The sequence below is a fragment of the Paenibacillus sp. JT22N12 genome, from assembly GCF_056269365.1.
Genome location: NZ_JBWDNU010000002.1, coordinates 131,601 through 154,743 on the forward strand (window position 1 = coordinate 131,601; position 23,143 = coordinate 154,743).

At 51.5% G+C, this 23,143-nt stretch carries 21 protein-coding genes and 1 riboswitch; of the genes, 14 read left to right on the top strand and 7 right to left on the bottom strand.

What is annotated here, in order from left to right:
- The first annotated feature begins 45 nt into the window (after positions 1 to 45).
- The 5 genes from AC0YOA_RS06245 to AC0YOA_RS06265 all read left to right on the top strand — a co-directional run bounded on the left by AC0YOA_RS06245 (position 46) and on the right by AC0YOA_RS06265 (position 5,094).
- A complete protein-coding gene (locus AC0YOA_RS06245; RefSeq protein ID WP_210038423.1) occupies positions 46 to 291 on the top strand; it encodes a YezD family protein in 246 nt (81 codons plus the stop codon).
- A 229-nt stretch (positions 292 to 520) separates the two neighbouring features.
- Positions 521 to 1,576 (top strand): FecCD family ABC transporter permease, encoded by a 1,056-nt coding sequence (locus AC0YOA_RS06250; protein WP_475785899.1) that lies wholly within the window; start codon positions 521 to 523, stop codon positions 1,574 to 1,576.
- On the top strand, positions 1,577 to 2,608 hold the full coding sequence (locus AC0YOA_RS06255) for a FecCD family ABC transporter permease (RefSeq protein WP_475785900.1): 1,032 nt from the start codon (positions 1,577 to 1,579) through the stop codon (positions 2,606 to 2,608). It begins immediately after the preceding gene.
- 36 nt (positions 2,609 to 2,644) lie between these two features.
- Positions 2,645 to 4,363 carry an ABC transporter ATP-binding protein gene (locus tag AC0YOA_RS06260; protein ID WP_475785901.1) on the top strand — a complete coding sequence of 573 codons (1,719 nt, stop codon included), beginning with the start codon at positions 2,645 to 2,647 and terminating at the stop codon, positions 4,361 to 4,363.
- Positions 4,364 to 4,512: 149 nt separating this feature from the next.
- A complete protein-coding gene (locus tag AC0YOA_RS06265; protein ID WP_475785902.1) occupies positions 4,513 to 5,094 on the top strand; it encodes a hypothetical protein in 582 nt (193 codons plus the stop codon).
- A gap of 32 nt (positions 5,095 to 5,126) precedes the next feature.
- On the opposite strand, the gene rsgA is transcribed toward AC0YOA_RS06265, so the two are convergent.
- Positions 5,127 to 6,218 carry a ribosome small subunit-dependent GTPase A gene (gene rsgA / locus AC0YOA_RS06270; protein WP_475785903.1) on the bottom strand — a complete coding sequence of 364 codons (1,092 nt, stop codon included), beginning with the start codon at positions 6,216 to 6,218 and terminating at the stop codon, positions 5,127 to 5,129.
- Positions 6,219 to 6,749: 531 nt separating this feature from the next.
- Positions 6,750 to 6,896: a YqzM family protein gene (locus AC0YOA_RS06275; protein ID WP_210038428.1), complete on the bottom strand. Its 147-nt coding sequence runs from the start codon at positions 6,894 to 6,896 to the stop codon at positions 6,750 to 6,752.
- Between the two features lie 208 nt (positions 6,897 to 7,104).
- Here AC0YOA_RS06275 and uvrC point away from each other — a divergent pair, with 208 nt between their 5' ends.
- Complete coding sequence (uvrC, locus tag AC0YOA_RS06280; protein ID WP_475785904.1) at positions 7,105 to 9,165, top strand: excinuclease ABC subunit UvrC; 2,061 nt, start codon at positions 7,105 to 7,107, stop codon at positions 9,163 to 9,165.
- Here uvrC and AC0YOA_RS06285 read toward each other — a convergent pair.
- The gene (locus AC0YOA_RS06285) at positions 9,134 to 10,771 is read right to left on the bottom strand and encodes a CPBP family intramembrane glutamic endopeptidase (protein ID WP_475785905.1); all 1,638 of its coding nucleotides are present in this window, start codon (positions 10,769 to 10,771) and stop codon (positions 9,134 to 9,136) included. The two genes, uvrC and AC0YOA_RS06285, sit on opposite strands and share 32 nt — an antisense overlap.
- A gap of 243 nt (positions 10,772 to 11,014) precedes the next feature.
- Positions 11,015 to 11,217, top strand: a riboswitch (cyclic di-AMP (ydaO/yuaA leader).
- A gap of 78 nt (positions 11,218 to 11,295) precedes the next feature.
- Between AC0YOA_RS06285 and AC0YOA_RS06290 the strand changes: the two genes are divergently transcribed.
- The 3 genes from AC0YOA_RS06290 to AC0YOA_RS06300 are packed head-to-tail and all read left to right on the top strand — an operon-like array spanning position 11,296 to position 14,617.
- Positions 11,296 to 12,648, top strand: a complete 1,353-nt coding sequence (locus tag AC0YOA_RS06290; protein WP_475785906.1) for a TrkH family potassium uptake protein — start codon at positions 11,296 to 11,298, stop codon at positions 12,646 to 12,648.
- A 16-nt stretch (positions 12,649 to 12,664) separates the two neighbouring features.
- Entirely contained in the window at positions 12,665 to 13,327 is a 663-nt protein-coding gene (locus AC0YOA_RS06295; RefSeq protein ID WP_210038432.1) for a potassium channel family protein, read from the top strand.
- A gap of 48 nt (positions 13,328 to 13,375) precedes the next feature.
- Positions 13,376 to 14,617, top strand: a complete 1,242-nt coding sequence (locus AC0YOA_RS06300) for a cation:proton antiporter (RefSeq protein WP_475785907.1) — start codon at positions 13,376 to 13,378, stop codon at positions 14,615 to 14,617.
- A gap of 108 nt (positions 14,618 to 14,725) precedes the next feature.
- Here AC0YOA_RS06300 and AC0YOA_RS06305 read toward each other — a convergent pair whose 3' ends face one another.
- On the bottom strand, positions 14,726 to 15,628 hold the full coding sequence (locus AC0YOA_RS06305) for a LysR family transcriptional regulator (RefSeq protein WP_475785908.1): 903 nt from the start codon (positions 15,626 to 15,628) through the stop codon (positions 14,726 to 14,728).
- A gap of 220 nt (positions 15,629 to 15,848) precedes the next feature.
- Between AC0YOA_RS06305 and AC0YOA_RS06310 the strand changes: the two genes are divergently transcribed.
- The 4 genes from AC0YOA_RS06310 to AC0YOA_RS06325 all read left to right on the top strand — a co-directional run bounded on the left by AC0YOA_RS06310 (position 15,849) and on the right by AC0YOA_RS06325 (position 20,357).
- Positions 15,849 to 16,520, top strand: a complete 672-nt coding sequence (locus tag AC0YOA_RS06310) for a succinate dehydrogenase cytochrome b558 subunit (protein ID WP_475768703.1) — start codon at positions 15,849 to 15,851, stop codon at positions 16,518 to 16,520.
- Positions 16,521 to 16,544: 24 nt separating this feature from the next.
- The gene (gene sdhA / locus AC0YOA_RS06315) at positions 16,545 to 18,287 is read left to right on the top strand and encodes a succinate dehydrogenase flavoprotein subunit (protein ID WP_210038436.1); all 1,743 of its coding nucleotides are present in this window, start codon (positions 16,545 to 16,547) and stop codon (positions 18,285 to 18,287) included.
- A gap of 15 nt (positions 18,288 to 18,302) precedes the next feature.
- The gene (gene sdhB / locus AC0YOA_RS06320; protein ID WP_475768704.1) at positions 18,303 to 19,067 is read left to right on the top strand and encodes a succinate dehydrogenase iron-sulfur subunit; all 765 of its coding nucleotides are present in this window, start codon (positions 18,303 to 18,305) and stop codon (positions 19,065 to 19,067) included.
- Positions 19,068 to 19,241: 174 nt separating this feature from the next.
- Complete coding sequence (locus AC0YOA_RS06325; protein ID WP_475785909.1) at positions 19,242 to 20,357, top strand: citrate/2-methylcitrate synthase; 1,116 nt, start codon at positions 19,242 to 19,244, stop codon at positions 20,355 to 20,357.
- A 56-nt stretch (positions 20,358 to 20,413) separates the two neighbouring features.
- Here AC0YOA_RS06325 and AC0YOA_RS06330 read toward each other — a convergent pair whose 3' ends face one another.
- A complete protein-coding gene (locus tag AC0YOA_RS06330) occupies positions 20,414 to 20,692 on the bottom strand; it encodes an ArsR/SmtB family transcription factor (RefSeq protein WP_475785910.1) in 279 nt (92 codons plus the stop codon).
- Positions 20,693 to 20,771: 79 nt separating this feature from the next.
- The gene (locus AC0YOA_RS06335; RefSeq protein ID WP_379113961.1) at positions 20,772 to 21,080 is read right to left on the bottom strand and encodes a winged helix-turn-helix transcriptional regulator; all 309 of its coding nucleotides are present in this window, start codon (positions 21,078 to 21,080) and stop codon (positions 20,772 to 20,774) included.
- A gap of 276 nt (positions 21,081 to 21,356) precedes the next feature.
- Between AC0YOA_RS06335 and AC0YOA_RS06340 the strand changes: the two genes are divergently transcribed.
- Entirely contained in the window at positions 21,357 to 22,193 is an 837-nt protein-coding gene (locus tag AC0YOA_RS06340; protein WP_475785911.1) for a DUF695 domain-containing protein, read from the top strand.
- A 16-nt stretch (positions 22,194 to 22,209) separates the two neighbouring features.
- Here the strand turns inward: AC0YOA_RS06340 and AC0YOA_RS06345 are convergent, their stop codons facing one another.
- The gene (locus AC0YOA_RS06345) at positions 22,210 to 23,118 is read right to left on the bottom strand and encodes an EamA family transporter (protein WP_475785912.1); all 909 of its coding nucleotides are present in this window, start codon (positions 23,116 to 23,118) and stop codon (positions 22,210 to 22,212) included.
- Between the last annotated feature and the right edge of the window lie 25 nt (positions 23,119 to 23,143).

The following is a 23,143-nucleotide window of genomic DNA, read 5'->3' on the forward strand; positions in this document are numbered from 1 at the left end:
CAGCGGATCGTGCAAGAATAAGATAAAATTTAGGAGGAATGGATAATGGCAAAGCCTATCGTACTTGACCAGGAGTGGCTGGACCGAATTTCAGCACAGGTGAACGGCTTGGAATATGGTTCGGTTCTCATCACTGTGCATGACGGCCGTGTTGTGCAGATCGACCGCACCGAGCGGCGGAGGTTTGATGCCGCAAGCGCGAAGCAGCAGGCAGGACAGACGCAGCAGCCACAACAGCAGCAATCACAGCAGCAGAACAGCAGTGACAAGCTGAAGGCTGTGAACGGTTAACTGATGAGCGAATCCGGATGTATGAACTCCATTGGCCCGTGCTTACTCTTTGCAAAAGGAGCAGCAGGGGTCTTTTCATGTCCAGCGAATTTTAATTTGAGAGAATGACAGAAAAAAATCCATGTAAACTATTGAATTGCTGGAGCAATCACGTTATGATTGTTGATAATGATTATCACTATCATGATATGTGCAGGATGTACATAAAAAAGGAGCAGTCTGACCTGTAATGACGAATTCGACAACATCCCCCCAGAAAACCGGCGATACCACAGAAACCAAAATTCGCACAAGACCGTTGGCAGCTTCTGTCATTCTGATAGCAGGGATTGTCGCCCTGGCATTCAGTCTGGCAGTCTCCGTCTCTGTCGGGGCCGCCGATATTAAGCTGGCTACCGTATGGAATGCAATCTTTCATTTCAATCCCGATTTGACGCCTCATCAGATTATTCAGGAGCTTCGGCTGCCGCGCGCGATTATGGGGGCCATGGTCGGAGCCTGTTTCGCCATTTCCGGAGCCCTTATGCAGGGCATGACCCGCAATCCGCTGGCTGATTCTGGTCTGCTCGGTCTCAACGCGGGAGCGGGCTTCGTGCTTGCATTATGCTTTGCTTTCTTTCCGGGCATGTCCTACATGAGCCTTATCCTCTATTCCTTCCTTGGTGCCGGGGTCGGCGCTCTGCTTGTGTTCGGCGTTGGATCGCTGGCGAAGAACGGGCTCACGCCTGTCAGACTTGCTCTCGCAGGTGCGGCAGTCTCGGCCCTGCTGTATGCCTTGAGCGAGGGGATTGCGCTCTACTTCAGAATCGGACAGGATCTGGCGTTCTGGACGGCAGGCGGAGTAGCCGGAGTCAAATGGTCGCAGATTAAGATTATGTTCCCCTGGATTGCAGCAGCAATGGTTGGTTCCATGATCATTTCCAGATCCATCACGCTGCTCAGTCTGGGCGAGGATATTGCCACGAGCCTGGGTCAGCGCACCCGTTTGGTAAAATTCGCCGCCATGATCATTGTGCTTGTACTGGCAGGAGCCGCGGTTTCGGCTGTTGGGGCCGTCAGCTTCGTCGGACTGATAATTCCGCATCTGACCCGCTATCTGGTGGGGGTTGATTACCGCTGGATCATTCCCTGCTCCGCCGTGCTGGGGAGTCTGCTTATCGTACTGGCGGATATTGCGGCGAGGATGATCAATCCGCCTTATGAAACGCCTATCGGCGCCTTGATCGCCTTGATCGGTGTTCCGTTCTTCCTCTATCTGGCAAGGAAAGAGAGGAGAGAACTTTAGATGAAAACAACGCAGCCGAACAATGAGCAAGCAAGGAACAGACGAGGCGTTCTCGTAATTTTTATATTTGTGATATTGATAATCGCCACTTTTATTATTAGTATGAATACAGGATATACGCGTCTGACGCCCATTCAGGTTCTCAAGACTTTGTTTGGAGCAGGAGATGCGAAGCAAAGCCTGATTCTCTTTGATTTCCGTCTGCCCCGTATCGTAATCTCGATTCTGGTTGGTGTGGGGCTCGCTGTATCGGGCTGCATCCTGCAGGGTTTATCCCGGAATGCGCTGGCCGACCCGGGAATTCTGGGAATTAATGCCGGAGCGGGACTTATGGTCATGCTGTTTATTTCGTTTTTCCCGAGCACAACGGCTGCCCCCATCTTTCTGCTGCCTTTTCTGGCCCTGTTCGGGGCGGGTTTGACCGCCGCTTTAATCTATACGCTTTCCTTTAAAAGGCATGAGGGCATCTCGCCCATACGGCTCCTGCTGGTGGGGATTGCGGTTGCCGCAGGGATAAGCGCAGTAACGATCGTGCTTACACTCCGGCTTGATCCGGAGAACTACCAGTTTGTGGCTAACTGGATGGCAGGCAGTATCTGGGGGTCCAACTGGAAATTTGTTCTCGCTCTGCTGCCATGGATTGTGGTTCTGCTCCCTTATGTCATTATGAAGGCCAGAGTGCTTAATGTGCTGAATCTGGGCGACCAGATGGCAACCGGCCTGGGTACTCCCGTCGAGAAGGAGCGTGTGCTGCTGCTGGCCGCGGCTGTAGGTCTTGCAGGTTCCTGCGTTGCGGTGAGCGGCGGTATCGGCTTCGTGGGACTCGTTGCTCCCCATCTGGCGCGCCGCCTTGTCGGGCCCAAGCATCAGCTGCTGCTGCCGACCGCGGCGCTTGCCGGTGCGCTGCTGCTTGTCGTAGCCGACACGGTAGCCCGTGTGGTTGTGCAGCCCTCGGAAATCCCGACGGGCATTGTGGTAGCCGTCCTGGGGGCGCCATATTTTCTGTATTTGCTGGCCCGTTCCAAAGCATAACGATTTGCAAGCAAGGAATCAGGAGGTCATTTTCAGATGCTGCGTCGTTTTTTTTCCTACTATCGGCCTTATAAAGGATTGTTTATTCTTGATTTTACATGTGCGGTTGTTGCGGGGCTGCTGGAGCTGGGATTCCCGCTTGTCGTCAATCAGTTCATCGATAAACTGCTGCCGAGCGGAGACTGGACCTTGATTGTCCTTGCCTGCTTCGGACTCCTGTTCATCTACTGCCTGAATACGGGGCTTCAATATGTCGTTACATATTGGGGACATAAGCTTGGAATCAATATCGAGACCGATATGCGCAGGCAGCTGTTTAATCATATTCAGAAGCTATCCTTCCGTTTCTTCGACAATAACAAGACAGGCCATCTGATGTCGCGGATTACCAATGATCTCAATGAAATCGGCGAAGTGGCCCATCACGGGCCGGAAGATGTGTTCATCGCGGTTATGACCCTGATCGGGGCTTTCATTATGATGATGCTGATCAACTGGAAGCTGGCTGTGCTGACATGCATTATTGTGCCCTTGATGATCTATCTGGCGATTTACTTTAACCGCAAAATGACATCAGCCTTCCGCCAGATGTTCTCGGACATCGCTGACTTCAACGCCCGCGTGGAAGACAATGTCGGCGGTATCCGCGTCGTTCAAGCCTTTGCCAACGAGGAGTATGAGAAGGAGCAGTTCGCGGTCAATAACGGACGTTACCGCCTGACGAAGCTCTTCTCGTACAAAATTATGGCGAAAAATACCTCGATCAGCTATCTGCTGATGCGGCTGGTTTCTTTATTCGTGATGATCTGCGGCACCTGGTTCGTTCTTCATGAGCAGCTCACCTACGGAGAGTTTATTGCTTTCTTGCTGCTCTCCAATGTGTTTCTGAGCCCGATTCAGAAAATCAATTCGGTCATTGAATCCTATCCGAAGGGTATTGCCGGCTTCAAACGCTATATTGAAATTCTGGAAACCGCCCCGGATGTCGCGGATACGCCAGGAGCTATTGAAGTTGCGCATCTGCGAGGGGAGATCCGTTTCAGCAAGGTAACCTTCGGCTATGAGAATGAGGCCAGGGTATTGCAAAATATTGATCTGAACATTAACGCAGGTGAAACCATCGCTTTCGTCGGGCCTTCAGGTGCTGGCAAAACAACATTATGCAGCCTGCTGCCGCGTTTCTACGAAATCGAATCGGGCGGCATTTCCATTGACGGCATCGATATCCGCGATATGAAGCTGGCATCGCTGCGCAGGCAGATCGGCATTGTACAGCAGGATGTATTTCTGTTTAACGGCTCGATCCGGGATAATATATCTTACGGCAAGCTGGGTGCCTCCGAAGAGGAAGTCTGGGAGGCTGCAAGGCGCGCGAAGCTGGAGGAGCTGATTCGTTCTCAGCCTGACGGGCTGGATACCATGATCGGGGAGCGCGGCGTCAAGCTGTCCGGCGGTCAGAAGCAGCGTCTGGCGATTGCCCGCATGTTCCTCAAAAATCCGCCGATCCTGATTCTCGACGAAGCGACGTCGGCGCTGGATACCGAAACGGAAATGGCGATTCAGCAGGCGCTGGCCGAGTTATCGGAAGGCCGCACCACACTGATCATTGCCCATCGCCTGGCGACGATCAAGAATGCGGACCGGATCGTTGTCGTGACGGAGGAAGGCATCAGCGAGCAGGGCCGCCATCAGGAGCTGGTTACCGCCGGCGGCGTCTACAGCCGGCTGCACCGGGCTCAGTTTGGAAGCATTTGATCTATAATGGGAGCCGCTACGATTGCTATTGCAGTCATAGCGGTTTTTTTTATCGATAACTTGTTAATTCCAAAATGCGTAACTATTTCCGGTTTATCCCGTCTTTATAAGCAGGAGCTCAACCTGCCGCAGATAAAGGGGGGACGATTATGGAAAAGAGAAATCGGCCTGTGCCTGCGATATGGCAGGGGATGGTTTATGCATCCAGCATGATGGCTTATATTGTGCTTTATGTGGTTATGAACTTCAGAATCGATTACTTTGCCATTGTGCTTTCGGCAGAAAGTCTGATCCTGGCTGTGATACCGATGATCTGCTGGGTGTTATTTCTTATCATCTGCTACAGGAAAGGCATGCTTGGATACATATCCAAGGCGTTTATGATTAACGCGGTCATTATCGGCGCATTGGTCGCTTCCTTAAGCGTATATAAGCTGGAGAGAAATGAGCGCCGCTCTCATTTTGACTACAACATATGGGTCAGCCAGCCGCTAAGCCGGGGCAGAATGGTTGACGATTTGCTCCGGCACAACGAGCTGCAAGGCTTAACGAAGGCAGAGGTCATTGAACGGATCGGTCTCCCCGGTGCGAAATCTCCTTTTCAAGCCGATAACCAAATGGTGTATGAATTGGGTCAGGAGGGAGCTTACATCAGTCTCAATAGACAATGGCTGTTTATTGATTTGAATGGGGCTCAAATCGTGACCGGATATGAGATTCATACGGATTAAGGGAATGGACAATGCGTGCGGGTTTGAATTACCTATTCATCCATTTGGCTATACTTTCTTCTGTCGCTGTTTGTACCCAGCCGCTTCTCCGCACTTTTCTTGAGCCGTTTGCTGACCGTTTGCTCCTTGCGGTTCATGTATTCGAGCTCGCGCCCTGTTTTGCGGTAGCTGGCGAATCTTCGCGCATCAAGCGTCCCGTCTGCGATAGCCTGCTTCACGGCACAGCCGTCCTCGGCTTCATGCCGGCAATCACGAAACCGGCATGAAGCCGCTACCGCTTCAATATCCGCAAATGCTTCCTGTCTGCCTTCCCCGGCATCCCACAGCTGGAGCTCCCGCATACCGGGCGTATCCATCATAACGGCTCCGCCGGGCAACGGAAACAATTCGCGGTGAGTGGTCGTATGGCGGCCGCGCGCATCATCCTCGCGGATGCCCTGGACACGCTGCAGATCCCCGCCGGCCAACCAGTTGAGCAGGGTGGACTTGCCAACACCGGAGGATCCGGTCAGCGCAACGGTACAGCCGGGCTGCAGGTAGGGAGAGAGCTCATCTCTTCCCATATCCTGCAGGGCGCTGACTGCATGGACAAATACACCGGGCGCCGCTGCTTCAACAGCCGCAATCTTCACGGCTACGTCATCGCATAAATCGGCTTTGGTGAGCAGGACGACAGGAACAGCGCCGCTCTCCCAGGCCACAATCAAATACCGCTCAATCTTGCGGATATTGAAATCCTCATTCAGTGCGTTGACGATCAGCAGCGTATCGATATTGGCACCAATGACCTGCTCCTCGGGGATGCTTCCAGCCGCTTTTCGCAGCATCACCGTCGTTCTGGGCAGAACGGCTTGAATAACGACCCGCTTCTCACCGGCGAGCGGTTGAACCGCTGTCCAATCCCCCACTCCAGGAAAGTCGCTGCGCCTGATTGCCTCAAATTGAAATTTGCCGCTTACCGCAGCCATACATTCGCCATGCTGCGTAATAACGCGGTACTGGTTGGCGAACTGCGCAATGACGCGCGCTGGAATCATTTCCTTATACTCATCGGCAAGGAATCGTGTCTGCCAATGTTCATTCCAGCCAAATGCCTGCATTTGTTCATTTTCATTCAGGTTCAAATTGGTTGTTCTCCTTTGTTTTTACAATTGGGTTGAGTTGTGTAACAGGACAATGGACAATGCGCATCAGTGAAAAACAGCACAAAAAAACCGTCAGTACCCTCCGGGGTCTCTAACGGTTTGTGTGCCTGATTCAAATAAAACCGAAGAAGAAAGGCCGCGTCTTTCTAACGCCTGCAAGTTTCTTCCCGCAAAATATCAGAATAGTCATGTGTGACATGCCGCATTTCTGATATTTGGACAAAAGCGCGCGGCTTCCCGCAATGATGACGCTTCTGGTTAACTTGAATAAGGATCCGTAGAGACTGATGCGCATGCAACTTGGAAACGAACATTTCGTACGATTATAGTCACCATATCACATCAGTCTCCTTTCCTTTTTCGTAATTGTCATTCTATAGTGTAGACCTGGCTGTTGTCAAGCAATGAATACCAATGGCGTTAATGTTACAGTGAAGACGAGCCATTAGTCAAGGATAGCAAGTAAAAAGGCTCCATGCGGCGAAGCTCGCCGGCATGAAGCCTTAACCATTACGAAATCATGAATTTAATAATGACCGCAACGATAAAAATGATGGTCATTACACCGAAAAAACCGGCAAAACCCATTGCGGTATCCATAAAGTCGTCGCGGGGTTCTTCGTTTACATGATCGCGCGGATCTCTGACATTTTCCATTTGTGTAACTCCTCCTTGAAGGGCGACGATTGCTCCTCTTAGTATACCCAACTTTCAGAATAATTGTAAAGCCGCCGTTCGTGACAATTGTGAGGCAACTTGCAGGATTGGGACGACCGCTCGGTGGAGGAGAAAATCAACATAGCCGCATCGTGGGAACAGATGTGCTACAATAGAGAGGTGAAGAAATGGCCAGGAGGAGTACGGGATGGAAGAACAATTGAAAGCCGAATCTGCCGTGGAGCGGCGGCTGGCGGATGAACGAATCCGCAGCAAGCTTGCGCTGCTGCCGGATCAGTCCGGCTGCTATTTGATGAAGAATGCCGACGGCATCATAATTTATGTAGGTAAAGCAAAGGTGCTCAAAAACCGCGTCCGCTCGTATTTTAACGGCAGCCATGACGGGAAGACGCAGAAGCTTGTATCGGAAATCCGCGATTTTGAATATATTGTGACTTCCAGTAATATGGAAGCTCTTATCCTTGAATGCAATTTAATCAAACAATATCATCCCCGTTATAATGTTCTGCTTAAGGATGATAAGACCTTTCCTTATATTAAAATAACCAATGAAAAGCATCCCAAGCTTGAAGTCACGCGCCGCGTCGTGAAGGATAAGGGGAAATATTTCGGGCCGTATCCCAACGCTTATGCCGCGCAGGAAACGAAGAAGCTGCTTGACCGGCTGTATCCGCTGCGCAAGTGCAATACGCTGCCTGACAAGGTATGTTTATATTATCATTTGGGCCAATGCATAGCGCCATGCGAGTACGATATCGCTCCCGGAACCTATGAGGCGATGACCCAGGAAATTACGCGTTTTTTGAACGGCGGCCACGATGAGGTGAAGAAGACGCTTCAGGCCAAAATGGCCGCAGCCGCCGAGGAGCTGGAGTTTGAACGGGCCAAGGAATTCCGCGATCAGCTGGTGGCAATCGATGCGGTCATGGAGAAACAGAAAATCACATTAGCAGACGCGATGGACCGCGATGTGTTCGGTTATTTCACCGACAAGGGCTGGATGTGTGTGCAGATCATGTATATGCGCCAGGGCAAGCTGATTGAGCGCAGAGCGACCTCATTTCCTTATTATGGCGAGGCTTATGATGACTTTATGACATTCGTGACTCAATATTACAGCGATAATCCGGCGCTGCCGAAGGAAATCCTGCTGCCCGCACCGGAAGTGGCGGCGCTAATACAGGAACAGCCCCAATTTGACAAGATTGACGCCCCACAGGAGCAGGGCACTCTGAACGGGGATGGAGAGATGCCTGATACAGCTCCGGAGCAGACTGGCAAAGCCGATAATGATAATGATGAGACTTTGCCGGCATCCGTAAGCGATGTGACGGGCACCTCATTGCAGACGTCGGGAGAGGATGAGGAAAACGAAGCGCTGCCGGCAACCGTGGCCGATGAGGTCGGCTCTTCTCTGCAGAAATGGCTCAAGGTCAAAGTATTCGTTCCCCGGCGCGGGCGCAAGCGCGATGTTGTCGCGATGGCTGTCAACAATGCCAAGGTCACGCTGGATGAGAAATTCCGGCTGATTGAGCGGGATGAGGAGCGCACCCTGAAGGCTTCCGAGAGTCTGGCCGCCGCGCTTGGACTTTCCGAGATACGCCGCATTGAGGCGTTCGACAATTCCAACATCCAGGGCACGAATCCGGTTTCTGCCATGATCGTATTCACCGACGGGAAGCCGGATAAGAAGGAATACCGCAAATACAAGGTGAAAACGGTCCAGGGGCCGGATGATTACGAAACGATGCGCGAGGTGGTCAGGCGGCGTTATGAGCGGGTGCTCAAGGAAGGGCTGCAGCTTCCCGATCTGATCGTTATAGACGGCGGCAAAGGCCAGATATCGGCGGCGCTTGATGTGCTGGAGAACGAGCTTGGCCTGTATGTGCCGGTCTGCGGCCTGGTGAAGGACGTCAAGCATAAGACGGCTCAGCTGATGATGGGGGACCCTGCGGAGATTGTGCCGCTTGCGCGCGACAGCCAGGAGTTTTATCTGCTGCAGCGCATTCAGGACGAAGTTCACCGTTTTGCCATATCCTTCCACCGGGAGCAGCGCGGCAAGTCCATGATCGCGTCCAAGCTGGACTCCATCCCCGGGATCGGGGAGAAACGGCGCAAGCTGCTGCTCAAGCATTTTGGCTCGATCAAAAAAATAAAAGAAGCCGGAATTGAAGATTTCCGGCCTCTGTCCATCGGCGAGAAGCTCGCCGCACAAATCATTGAAGCGTTGAGGGAGGAGCCGCAATAAGCGGTCTCGTCCTTTTTTTCTTGTCATGCAGGTAACGTAGTCCCCATGCAATGGGAATAGGCAGCAGGATGTAGACGATGCCCATGATGATATTGCCCGGCGTTCCCGTGAAGATCAGGGAAATGGCCATCATGATGCTGTCGAATACGGCATGGGCGAATACGACCGTGAGAAAACCGTACCGCAGAAACATGAAGCTGAAGATGAGCCCGATAACGGTCAATTCAAGCAGCCGTGTGGTGGAAGGGAAAATCGGATATGTAACATGGCCAAGTGCCCATATGATAGTGGGAATAAGCGAAGCGACGAATGTATTGTTGAACCATTTTTTGAAAAGGCCGATTCCGAAAAAACGGTACAAAGCCTCCTCCGAAATGGCGGCGCACCAGGCCAGCATGGGGAAGATCCACAAAATGCCCAGGTTGTATGGAGACTGCGTGACATCCGAGGTTGACCATGCGCCGGTAACATTCACCAGCACGATGAAGATGACGGTCTGCAGTCCCAGCAGCAGGAAAGCAATCAGATAACCGAGCCACATGCTGCGCCATACATGATCGCCATAACCCTCCTCGCCCATTCGCGGCCACATACGTTTGCCCATTGAGTTCCACAGGGCGTCGCCGCCGACAAGGGAGAAATAAACGGCAATGCCCATCACAATCGTGACGACACAGGTAATGCCGACATTAATGGCCGCGTAGGCCATCGCATTAGGGTCCTCGCCGGCGCTCGCCAGCAGACCGTCCATGAGATTGAAGTCATTCGCCAAGTACATAACGAGGAACAGCAGAGTCAGTACAATACCGCGTGTAAACGAGGAATGCTTGCGGTAAAGCGCGGCATAGACGATTGCAATGACGAACAGGACAAAGGAAAGCAGAATGCTGCCGAGCAGGGACAGGAAAGAAGCAAGCTTCTGCTGGGCCTGGACATAGCTCGAATAACTGGCCGGAACCGTGAAGCCGGGCTTGTATTCGGCAATGATGAGCGCTCCATCACTTGTTCTCTCTGTTCTCATCGCAAGCATCAGCTGCGATTCTCCGATCGTATAGCCGTTAACCTTGTACGAGATCCTGCCTGTTTCCGGGTCTGCCTTGGTCACGCTTAGTTCATTCGCTTTAAATCCTTGGGAGACGGCATATTTCATGGCAGCGTCGCTTATCTGGGTTGCTTGCGGTATAGTGGTATGGATCTCCTTGTATTGGTTCCAGCCGACGACCTTGGCTTCCTGCATATGCACATAAATAAAAATCTGGCTGCCGTCAGGCATCGCCGCCGTGACCTGGAAAGTGTCGGTGGGGAAGCGGCTGTCATACTTTTTGTCATAGGTGTCGGTCTGCTTCTCCTTGGACAGATAACCGTAAAGCATCGAATCGGATTGGTGGACCGCATGAATGCTCTCCGGCAGCTGCTTGAATTGCTGCAGGGCAAAATCCTCAGCAATCTGCTCGGCTTTGCTTTTGGCGATTACCTTCTTGCTGCCCGAGTCAAAAAAAGACTCAGAGGTTTGCGGTACAACTTGTACGAGCAAATAAATAACAATGCCAATAACGCCTAACCATGCATAGAATTTCCAGTTGGGCCGCAGCTGATAATCATTCATGTTTGCACCTCTAATCTCAATATACAAGCAGTAAACCGCATACATCTACCTTATCATAGTTGTCTCGGTAATATCCATGCGAATGCTCGCAAATACGTTTTGTGGTCGAGTTAAATGGACAATAATGAACAGGATGTGCCGATTTGGACCCGAGGGTCGTCTTTTTTGCCTGAAAACGGTTGCTTTCCTCCTTAATTGTCGTTTGTTTTTTCCAGAACAATGCAACTATAATGTGTATCAATTGCATATGAAAAGCCGAATTTCGAAATGAAAACGGGGGAACCATACAGCTGTCTTGAACGGGTCGCTTAAGCTTATGCGATTTCATTAAAGGACAGCACGGGGTGAATTTCAACAAGCAGCGTAATTTTGAACTGCTTGTGAATAGGGCAGCTGTTCAAGCCCGAATCCGTCAGCTAACCTCGCAGGCTTCGTGGAACAGGACTCAAACGCATTGGCACTTGGGCTCCCAGTGCTTTTTTTGTGCGCGCAAATCAGCCAGGAGGGGTGGGACAAATCCTACGATGCTATCTTTTTTCAATGTTTACAGATGGTCGCCGCCCCGTATATTGGTAACGGGCTTTGCGTTCATTATTTTGCTTGGAGGCTTGCTGCTTTCCATGCCCTTCGCCTCGCGGGAGGGCTTGCCGACGCCATTTATCGACGCGGTATTTACAGCAACTACGGCAACGTGTGTGACGGGCCTCGTGACTGTGGATACAGGCAGCCACTATTCGGTTCCCGGCCAAATCATTATTATGATGCTGATTCAGCTTGGCGGTCTCGGCTTTATGACCATGGCCACTTTGTTCGCTCTTGTTCTACGCAAGCGTATATCGCTGAAGGAGCGGCTCATTCTGCAGGAGGCGATGAACCAGACCAGCATGGAAGGCATTGTGCGTCTCATACGCAAAGTGATTTTGTACTCGTTGACCATTGAGCTGGTCGGCGCTGTCCTTTTTGCCATCCGCTGGTCGTTTGACATGCCGCTTGGCAAGGCAGTTTATTTTGGCATTTTTCACGCGATTTCATTCTTTAATAATGCGGGCATCGATTTATTCGGCCAGTTCGGGGTTCCGTATGTTAGCCTTACGGAGTATGTTGATGATCCTTTGGTCAATATCGTGACGATGCTGCTGATCATAACAGGCGGGATCGGTTTTATTGTTATCTCGGATCTCGTTGAATATCGCAATAATAAGAAACTTTCGCTTCATTCCAAAGTAGTACTGTCTATGACCGGCTTTCTGATTGTATTCGGAACGGTTGTTGTTTTTATATTCGAGTTCACCAATGCCAGGACACTCGGTTCCCTTCATTGGGGCGGCAAAATACTGGCCTCCTTCTTCCAGTCGGTTACTCCGCGTACAGCAGGCGCCAATACGCTTGACCTTGCCTCGCTCAGGCAGGCCACGCAGTTCCTGACCATTATCCTGATGTTCATCGGCGCTTCGCCGGGTTCTACAGGGGGCGGAATCAAGACCACAACCTTCACGACTCTAATCGGTGCGGTTATTGCCATGATCCGGGGCAGGGAAGATATTGTGCTGTTTCGCTACCGTCTTGCCCGTGAGCGCATTTTCAAAGCATTGACCATTACTTTGTTATCGCTTTCTCTTGTCATTGTCGTCACCATGGTGCTGTCCACGACTGAGGATCAGGCCTTCTTGAAAATCCTGTTCGAGACGACATCAGCCTTCGGTACGGTAGGCTTGACGCTTGGCATTACACCGGAGCTCACCACGATTGGCAAGATTATTATCTGCTTGACCATGTTTGCCGGCAGGCTGGGTCCTCTGACACTTGCCTATGCGCTTGGGCCGCGTGCGGAGAAAGAATTATATCGTCATCCGGAAGGCAAAATTATTATTGGATAGGGGAAATTATTACACGATGAAGAATCATCAGTTCGTCATTATCGGACTTGGCCGCTTCGGTTCAAGTTTGGCCAGGGAATTAGTGGAGCTTGGATATGAAGTGCTCGGCATTGATAAGGACGAGGAAGCCGTTCAGGATATGAGTCAGCATCTGACGCATACCGTCGTGGCGGAATCAACGGACGAGGAAGTGCTGCGGTCGCTTGGCGTACGCAATTTTGACTGTGGTGTTGTCGCTATCGGCGATGATATTCAAGCGAGCATTCTGACGACTATTTTGCTTAAGGACCTGGGCGTGAAGAAGGTCGTGGCCAAGGCGATGAGCGAGCTGCATGGTCGGGTGCTGGAGAAAATCGGGGTGGACCGCGTAGTCTATCCGGAGCGGGATATGGGCATTCGTGTCGCGCATCAGCTGGTGTCGCCCAATCTGCTTGATTATATTGAATTATCAAAGGATTACACAATTGCCGAGCTGGCGGTGCCAAAATGTCTTAACGGTGTATCCCTGCAGGATCTTAATCCCAGAGCCAAATTCGGCTGCAGCATTGTTGCAATCAATAAGCCCCGGGGAATCATTATTGCTCCTACTGCAACCGATGTGCTCGCTGAGAAGGATGTCATGGTTGTCATCGGGACCAACCAACAGATTGAACAATTCGAGGAGTCCGTTACCCGTTAAGGGGAAATCAGCGACTGCTTCATTATGAAACGGGCGTGAAAGCGGCAAATGGAGACATCAACTACAGAAACAATCCATCACTTGTTTTTACTGCTGCTCACGATTGTGACGGCTGGCATGATCGCAGGGACGCTTGCATCCAGACTGCGGCTGCCGGATGTTGCCATGTATATAATCGTGGGAATGGCAATCGGGCAGGGTTTCCACTGGATTAATGAGTCAAGCAGCTCGCTGATTAATCAATTGATCCTTATAGCGGGTTCTTCCATCATTTTGTTCGACGGCGGGAGAAATATCGGTTTGAAGGGTCTGAAGCAGGTGGGCTGGACGGTTGGTCTGCTCAGCGTACCCGGCGTGCTGATAACGGTTGGCATTGTCGGGGCGGCGGTACATTTGCTGTTTGGCATTGATTGGCTGTATGCGCTGCTTGCCGCATCGGTCATCGCTTCCACAGACCCTGCTTCTATCATACCTGTGTTCCGGCAAGTGACAATCCGTAATCGGGTACGCGAAACGGTTGAGAGTGAATCAGCCTTTAATGATGCGACAGGATCGATTATTACGTTCGCTCTCCTAAGTGCGGCTGTAGGAGATTCGGCGCTTTCTGCCGGCGTCATAACCTGGGATTTTATCCGGACGGCATTCGGCGGCATTGCCGTTGGATTGGCTTTGGGGATCATTATAGTCGGTCTGGTTGCCCACATCCGCATTGGTGTGCTGCGCGATTACACAACCATCGCCATGATCGCTACTGCGCTTGGCGCGTATCTGATTGGCGACATGCTGCATGTGAGCGGATTTATGGCTACCTTTGTAGCGGGACTGATCTGGGGGAATTCGAAATCCTTCGGAATGGATATGGCGGGCAAAAAGGAAGAGATCAATCATTTTTCCGATAATATAACCGTTATTATGCGGATGCTGATCTTTATCCTGCTCGGCAGCCAGGTGGATTTCAGGCTGCTGGCCGATTATTGGTGGCAGAGCCTGATTGCGGTGCTTGTGCTGATGGTCATTGCCCGTCCTGCGACCGTGCTTGCTTCCGCGCTGCCGGACCGCAAGTCACGGTGGAGCCTGAAGGAAATGACCTTCATGATGTGGGTGCGGGAGACTGGCGTCATACCAGCCGCTTTATCCGGCATGCTGGCGGGAATGGGGGTCAAGCACGCCGATATTATTGCATCGGTAACCTTTATGGCCATTATGCTGACGATTCTGGTACAGGCCAGCACGACAGCCTGGGTGGCCCGAAAGCTCGGAATGGATTCGGAAGCGGAAATTGGCAAATAATAAGGAGAGGGCGCCGAAGCTGCCTTCTCCTTTTGTTTTATTTAACTTATTGACTGGTTGCGTCCCACGATCCTTGTTCTATATTATCGTTGGAGCATCGGGGCAGCATCAGCCGTTTCTTCGCGGATTGTAGAGCTTGGCAATCTCATCAATCCACAAGCGGACGGCAGGACTCAAGCTGTCCGTCTCGGCATGAATCAGGGAGGTGGTGCGCTTGGATTCCTTGAGCTCGCGGATCGTGACACTGATCAGGTCATTGTCGCTCAGCATCTGCTCGCGCAAATATGATTTGGGCAGAAGCGTTCCGGCGCGGCATGTGTGGAGCAGGCGCAATATCGCTTCGAAGGAGTCAATTTCCATTCTGACGTCGGGCAGGAGATGATATTTTTCAAACAGCTCGTCCGTAAGAATACGGTACCAGGTGCCTTTGGAGAACAGGATCATCGGCATGCCGTTCAAATCGCCAATGACAGGCTCGCCCTTGTCCATCACAAAATGATTGCGCGGCAGTACCAGCACAAGGTGATCCTCGAACAGGGGGACGCAGCGCAGCCCCGGATCGTCGATTTGGGAGGCGACAATGCCCAGATCCGCTTTGCGGTCGCGGACAAGCGAAACGATCTCATGCGTTTTGCCGGTGATGGCCTTGATGTCCAGCTCCGAGCTTTGCTGCGTCAGCGCCTGAATCAGATCCGGCAGCGTCGTCTGCAGGGTGGTCAGGCTCGCGCCGATCGTCAGGGAGGAGCGGCCAGCAGTCTTGTATTCGGCAAGCATCTTCAGGAACCGCAGATGCTGCTGTCTGGTCTCGATGGCGTAATCATAGGTAAGCCGGCCGATCCGCGTCAGCTCCAATCTTTTGCCGACCCGCTTGAACAGCTCGACTCCCAAGTCCTGCTCAAGCTTGGAAATTTTCCGCGACAGAGCGGGCTGGGACAAATTAAGCGCGGTTGAAGCCTTGTTCATGCTGGATTGCTCTACAATGACGGCAAACACATTCAATTCTTCAAGCATTTCTTCATCCCTTTCTTTACATATGTGAATTTGTTATAAGTTTTAATGAATAATAAGCAATTCCATTATAAGTGTAAAAGGAGTATTATGTGAACTGTGAATAAAATGTGTCATGCTAATTATTGACGCATAATTGGGCGGGAGTTACAATGGAGAATGGTTTTGGCGAAGATTGGCGAATGTTAGCAACTCACAGTTGCGAAAGGAGAACGCACACGTTATGAAAGGAAATTCGTATTTATCGCGCAAGATTCACTCTTTGCTTGGAGTGATACCGCTCAGCTTGTTCATTGTTGAACATATGCTGACCAATTATGCAGCTTTTGAGGGCGGCCCGCAGGGATTTAAGGACAGTGTCAAGTTTCTGAATGACCTGCCGCTTGTTTTCTTCCTGGAGCTGTTCGGCATCTGGCTGCCGCTGCTGTTCCATGGCGTGTACGGCCTGTACGTTGCGTACCAGTCCAATGTTAACACCGGGCGGTTTCAGTATGGACGCAACTGGGCGTTTGCGGCACAACGGATTTCGGGGGTTATCACATTTATCTTCGTTTTCTGGCATTTGTATCAAACGCGCTACCAGGTTATGATCGGCGAAGTCACTCATGAACAGTTGGGCGGTCTGATGCACGATATTACCAACAACGGCTTCTATCTTGTCTTTTACATTATCGGCGTCGTTGCGGCGACATTCCATTTCAGCAACGGGATGTGGGCTTTCCTTGTGAGTTGGGGCATTACGGTCGGACCTCGTGCGCAGCGCATCTCCTCCAGAATCTGGATGGGTGTATTCGTTCTCGTATCGCTGTTGTTTCTGCTATCGCTCTTCTCCTTCCGTGGGGATGAGTTCAAGGAAGCGGCTTCTCTTGCTTCATATATGACGAATCTCGTTTAGCTTTAGGACAAGGAGCGAATAAATATGGCTAAGAATAAAGTTATTGTCGTCGGAGGCGGACTCGCCGGTCTGATGGCTACAATTAAAGCGGCGGAAGCCGGACTTCATGTCGATCTCTTCTCGGTTGTTCCTGTTAAACGGTCTCACTCCGTATGCGCGCAGGGCGGTATTAACGGCGCGGTGAATACGAAGGGGGAGGGCGACTCCACCTGGGAGCATTTTGACGATACGGTATACGGCGGCGACTTCCTTGCGAATCAACCGCCGGTTAAAGCGATGTGCGATGCGGCGCCGGGTATTATCCACTTGATGGACCGGATGGGCGTTATGTTCAACCGTACACCTGAGGGATTGCTTGATTTCCGCCGTTTTGGCGGCACTCAGTATCACCGCACGGCTTTCGCAGGCGCAACAACCGGCCAGCAGCTGCTGTATGCGCTGGATGAGCAGGTGCGCCGCTGGGAAACAGCCGGGCTCGTTACGAAATTCGAACACTGGGAATTCATGGGCGCCGTATTGGATGACGATGGCGTCTGCCGCGGCATAACCGCGCAGGATCTGCGCTCCATGGAAGTGCATACCATTGCGGGCGATGCGGTTATTCTGGCATCCGGCGGCCCAGGCATCATTTTCGGCAAAACGACCAACTCGGTCATCAACACAGGTACCGCAGCAAGCGCTGTGTATCAGCAGGGCGTGCATTACGCCAATGGCGAATTTATCCAGATCCATCCCACAGCCATCCCCGGCGATGATAAGCTGCGCCTGATGTCGGAATCGGCCCGCGGCGAAGGCGGCCGGATCTGGACCTATAAAGATGGCAAGCCGTGGTATTTCCTTGAAGAGAAATATCCGGCCTACGGCAACCTGGTTCCCCGTGACATTGCGACCCGTGAAATCTTCCACGTCTGCGTTGACGAGAAGCTGGGCATCAATGGCGAGAACATGGTTTATCTGGATCTGTCCCATAAGGATCCGAAGGAGCTGGATGTCAAGCTTGGCGGAATCATTGAGATTTACGAGAAGTTCATGGGCGATGACCCGCGTAAAATTCCGATGAAAATCTTCCCGGCGGTTCACTATTCCATGGGCGGATTATGGGTTGACTTCAACCAAATGACCAACATTCCCGGCTTGTTCGCCTGCGGAGAATGCGAGTATCAGTACCATGGCGCGAACCGTCTAGGCGCGAACTCGCTGCTCTCGGCGATTTATGGCGGCATGATCACAGGACCGAAGGTCGTAGAATATATCAAGGGCTTGAAAAAATCGGCGGATGACATTTCATCAACCGTATATGATCGCGAGAAGAAGCGCCAAACCGATAAATATGAAGGCATTCTGGCCATGAACGGCACCGAGAACGCATATGTGCTGCACAAGGAGCTTGGCGAGTGGATGACCAACAATATGACGGTCGTTCGTTTCAACAAGAAGCTGGAAGAAACAATCGGGAAAATCAAGGAACTGAAGCAGCGCTACAGCAACATCAATATCAATGATACTTCGCGTTGGAATAATGCAGGCGTGGCGTTCACCCGTCAGCTGTGGAATATGCTGGAGCTGTCCGAGGCGATGACGCTGGGCGCACTTATGCGCAACGAGAGCCGCGGCGCGCATTACAAGCCGGAATTCCCGGACCGCAATGACGATTATCTGAAAACGACCAAAGCGACGTGGACGGTTGAAGGTCCGACAATTTCGTATGAAGATGTGGATGTCTCTCTGATCAAACCGCGTAAGCGCGATTACTCGAAAGAAAAATAGAAAGGAGAATGAACAATGGCTGAAACGACTGTGGCAGCAAAAACAGTAAAGCTGAACATTACGCGTCAGGATTCTCCGGATTCTCAGCCGTACACGGAGCATTTTGAAATTCCGTATCGCCCGAATATGAACGTAATCAGCGCGTTAATGGAAATTCAGCGTAATCCGAAGAAGCAGGATGGACAAAATACAGCCCCGGTATGCTGGGAATCCAACTGTCTGGAAGAAGTGTGCGGCGCATGCTCCATGGTAATCAACGGCAAACCGCGTCAAGCGTGCAGCGCCCTGATTGACAAGCTGGAGCAGCCGATTTCACTCGCTCCGATGAGCACATTCCCCGTCGTGCGCGATTTGGTCATCAACCGTGAGCGGATGTTCAATGCGCTCAAACGGGTGAAAGCCTGGATTCCCATTGACGGCACCTATGATCTGGGTCCTGGTCCGCGGATGGCGGAAACCAAGCGCCAGTGGGCGTACGAGCTGTCCAAATGCATGACCTGTGGTGTATGTCTGGAAGCCTGTCCGAACGTCAATGACCGCAACAGCTTTATCGGACCTGCGGCAATCTCGCAGGTGCGGCTGTTCAACGCGCATCCAACCGGCGAGATGAATCAGGCGGAGCGCTTGGAAACCTTGATGGAGGATGGCGGTATCGAGGGCTGCGGCAACTCGCAGAACTGTGTGCGCGCCTGTCCGAAAGGTATTCCGCTGACGACCTCCATTGCGGCGATCAACAAAGATACCACCAAACAATTGTTCAAAAAATGGCTTGGAATTTAATTCATATAGACAAGCACATCCGGTAGGCAATTACGCCGGATGTGCTTTTTTATTAGCTTTCTGATAGATATTATTTATATGGTCGATATAATTGTCGAGGTTTTATTTATCGAAAAATGCTGATAAGCTGGATATAACGTAAAAGCTCAATCGAAATCGTGGAGGATATCAGTGATGAAAAAGCCAAGTGTAACTGGCCTTGAAGATGTGGTAGCCGCAGATACTCTGATCAGTTATGTAAATGGATTGGAAGGTCAACTGGTCTACCGGGGCTATTGGGCCAAGGAGTTGGCCGTTCATTATTCGTTTGAAGAGGCCGCCTGTCTGCTGTGGCGGGGCCATCTGCCGGACGCAGCTGAGTTATCGAACTGTAAAGAACAGTTCGCAAAAAACAGGCATCTCACGCCGGAGCTCAAGACGCTGCTCGATGCAATACCCAGAGAAGCTCCACTCATGAGCACTGTCATGTCAGCGGTTGCTGCCCTCATTCCTGAAGAAGACGGCTCCGGCTGGCCTCCTGAGCTCCGTCAGGCAGTACGCATTACAGCGCTGCTGCCTACCGTGGTCGCTTACCGGTATCATTCAATCATGGGCACGCAATGGCCAGGGGAAGCTGATGAGAAAGATCATGTTGCCTATTACCTGCATGTCTTGTTCGGCCGTCCTGCCACAGCAGCCCATATTCGTGCAATGAATGCCTATATGATCCTGGCAATGGAGCACGGGTTAAATGCCTCGACATTTACCGCCCGTGTTGTCGCATCCACAGAATCGGATATTTACTCGGCCGTAAGCGCTGCAATTGGCGCCATGAAAGGACCTCTGCACGGCGGAGCGCCTTCGGGAGTTATCAAGCTGCTCGAGAAGGTGGGTTCCAAGCCCCAGGCAGAGTCTGTTATCCGGAATATGCTGGAACAGGGCGAGCGGCTGATGGGGTTCGGTCACCGGATCTACAAGAGGCTTGACCCAAGAGCCGAAGCGCTTCGGGAGGTGACTGGCGCGATGGCGGGTATTGATGAATGGTTCGACCTGGCCTTATACACGGAAGAAACAGCCATCAGGCTGCTGGCTGAATATAAGCCGGGACGAGGGTTATATACAAATGTCGAATTTTACGCTGCTGCGCTCATGCGTTCGCTGCAAATGCCGGATCTGCTCTTCACGCCTACTTTTACGGCCGCGCGGGTGGTGGGCTGGACTGCCCATGTTCTGGAGCAATCCGGGCATAACCGGATTTTTCGTCCACAGTCCAACTATGTGGGACCTATGCCCACCAACATGCAAACATAGACAGAATCCCGGAAATTCCTGTTGGAATTCCGGGATTCTGTCTGTTTGGGTTATCATTAAATGTTCGATAGCTGCTCCAGGTAGGCTCTCAGAACATCACGCTGGACAATGAGGCTCATGAATTTGCCTGTGCGAATCGTCTGGACCAAGCCAGCCGTCTCCAGTTCTTTCACATGGTGAGAGATCGTTGCGGCGCTCACGGGATGGGTTTCATGCAGAATGCTGCAGGGCAGCGGGTCGCTGCTGGCCCCGATCTCCCTAAGCATCTGATAGCGCCGCGGCTCAGCCAAGGCGCGGGATATCCGCGTAAACTGCTGCCCTGTCAATGTCATCATGCTGATCTTCCTTTCCTCGTGTCTTGTACGACTTTTAATTATATATAGATAAAAAAAACCGCCCGTTGTCCGGGCAGTTTTAATACCAATGCTCTCCCCAATCCTGAATCGATTGGATAACGGGTTCAAGACCGCGTCCTTTTTCGGTTAACTCATATTCAATCCGGACAGGCATTTCCGGGTAAACGTTGCGTTTGATGATTTGACAGTGCTCCAGTTCTTTCATCCGATCCGTCAGCATCTTGTCGCTCATATCTGGAATTTGTTCTTTAATGGCTTTGAAGCGTTTGGGACCGCCGAGCAGAACCCGAACAATCATACCTGTCCATTTCTTGCCAAGCATTTCTGCCGCATGCTCGTATTTTGGACACATTTTGGAATAATCCACAGTTCAATCACCCCTCTTGTTAGTTCTATTGTAGCACATGACGTCGCAAAAGAGAGCAGATTTTCTAACTGATCTTAATTGCTATACAATGAATATGAACTATATTATAGTTAGTATCAATTATAGCACTAATTGATTCCATATGTCACCCGGACGTTAAATAAATCAAAGAAACCTGCAAAAATGCTTGGTTATGGCCGGAAAACCGTTATAATGAGGGATGAGCACTAGGCTGTACTCATTCTATGCAAATTTCAATTTTCGAGGTGCTGCAATATGACAGACAACTGGGGATTTTATGAACGCCGATCAGAATCGGAACAGATGCGTGTCCTGGTCAACACGGGCTATAAAAATTCCGCCCCGTTGGCTGAGTTCGAGGATCTGCTTTCCATTACTATAAATTTATATCCGGTCCGGGAACATAACCGTTCGAAGGGCGAATTCGTCAAGCAGCTGGAGCAATTGGAAGGCAAGCTGGAGCATTGGCTAAAGGATAGCGCGGATGCCATTTATGTCGGGAGAATTAATGTATCGACCCGTCTGGAATTTTATTATTATGCGCCGAAGGGCCGGATCAGCAGCAGCGTAATCCGGGATTGGATGAAAGATCAATGGGAATTCAGAGCCCAGCACTATATAAAAGAAGACCCGCAGTGGACGTTCTATTCCTACATGCTGCCTGACCCGCTGGAGGAATTATTTGTACATAACGCCCAGATGATCTATGCCCTCATCCATAAAGGGGATAATATCAGAGAGCCCAGACATGTCTATCACTGGCTGTTATTCCGTGAGGACGAGGACAGACGCGAGATGGAGACTATGCTCGAGGAGCTTGGATACCGGATTGAAAGGGAAAAGGAAGGCAGCCCGGATAACGGATATCCCTATCCGCTCGTCATCAGCAAATTCGAGGATGTCCGCCTGGATACGGTCAACGACAGAGTCAGAGAGCTCTACAGGCTGATGTCCGGCAATGGAGGGCGATACGACGGCTGGGGCTCGGTGATGAAGCTGACTACGGTCAAACGGTTTCGGTACCAGATCCGCAAATTTATCGACTCTGTACAGTCGCTGATTTTTAAGAAAAGCGATTCCAGGCGTCAATAAGCGCCTTTGCGCCATTTTATACCCGAATCAGTACCAGCCCCGCGAACATAAAGGCAAACGCCGTCCACTGCAAAGCAGTCAGCCTTTCCCGGTACAGAACAATGGAGCCGGCCGCCACGACAAGACTGTTGGCGGCGAAGATTGGCCCGGCAATGTTCGCCTGTCCGGTTTGCAGCGAGACTGCATACAATTGCAGGCCGCCGTATGAGAATAAGCCGGCAACCAGCCCCCAAAGCAGCCCCGTCCGCGATGAGCCTCGCGAAGAATCCGCCAGTGCGCGCGCGGCTGACGCTGATATTACGGCAGGGGGCTGAACCCGTCTCTGCTCCAGGAGCGCAGCATATGCGAACCACAGAATGGACAGCGCATAGGAAACGAACAGGACCGGTGCGCCTGCAAGACCCAATCCCTCCGTGACTTTAAGTCCCCCGTTGCGAACAGCAAATAATATGATGCTCACACCCACATAGAGGAACCACTTCTTTTGTTTCACGGACAGTTTCTCTCTGCCGCGGATAGAAACCAATACGACGGCAAGCAGCAGAAGCAGAACCCCCATGAATTCCGTTCCCTGAAACGGCTCATTGTAGATAAAGGTTCCAAGCGCGACAACGAGAACGATATTCATATTGGTCAAAGGGGAAGTCAGGCTGGCCGGCCCGTATTCCAGCGCCTTCATAAACAGCACGTTGCCAAAGGCGGAGCCTGCGCCAATCAGCAGTCCCGCGGTCCAAACCCTGACGTCCGTCAAGGAAGCGGCCAGGTTTTGCTCTACTGCTGCATGCAGACCAAAGCCTGCCGTTCCGGAGATGTACAGCCCCAGAAGCAGATACGTGGAGGAACCGCTGCGCATCTGGGATACCTTCATCCACCAGCCCGCAAGGCCGAATAATATTGCGCTGCCAACAGCTGCTGCAAACCACATGAGGATTCATCCTTCTTTCAAAGAG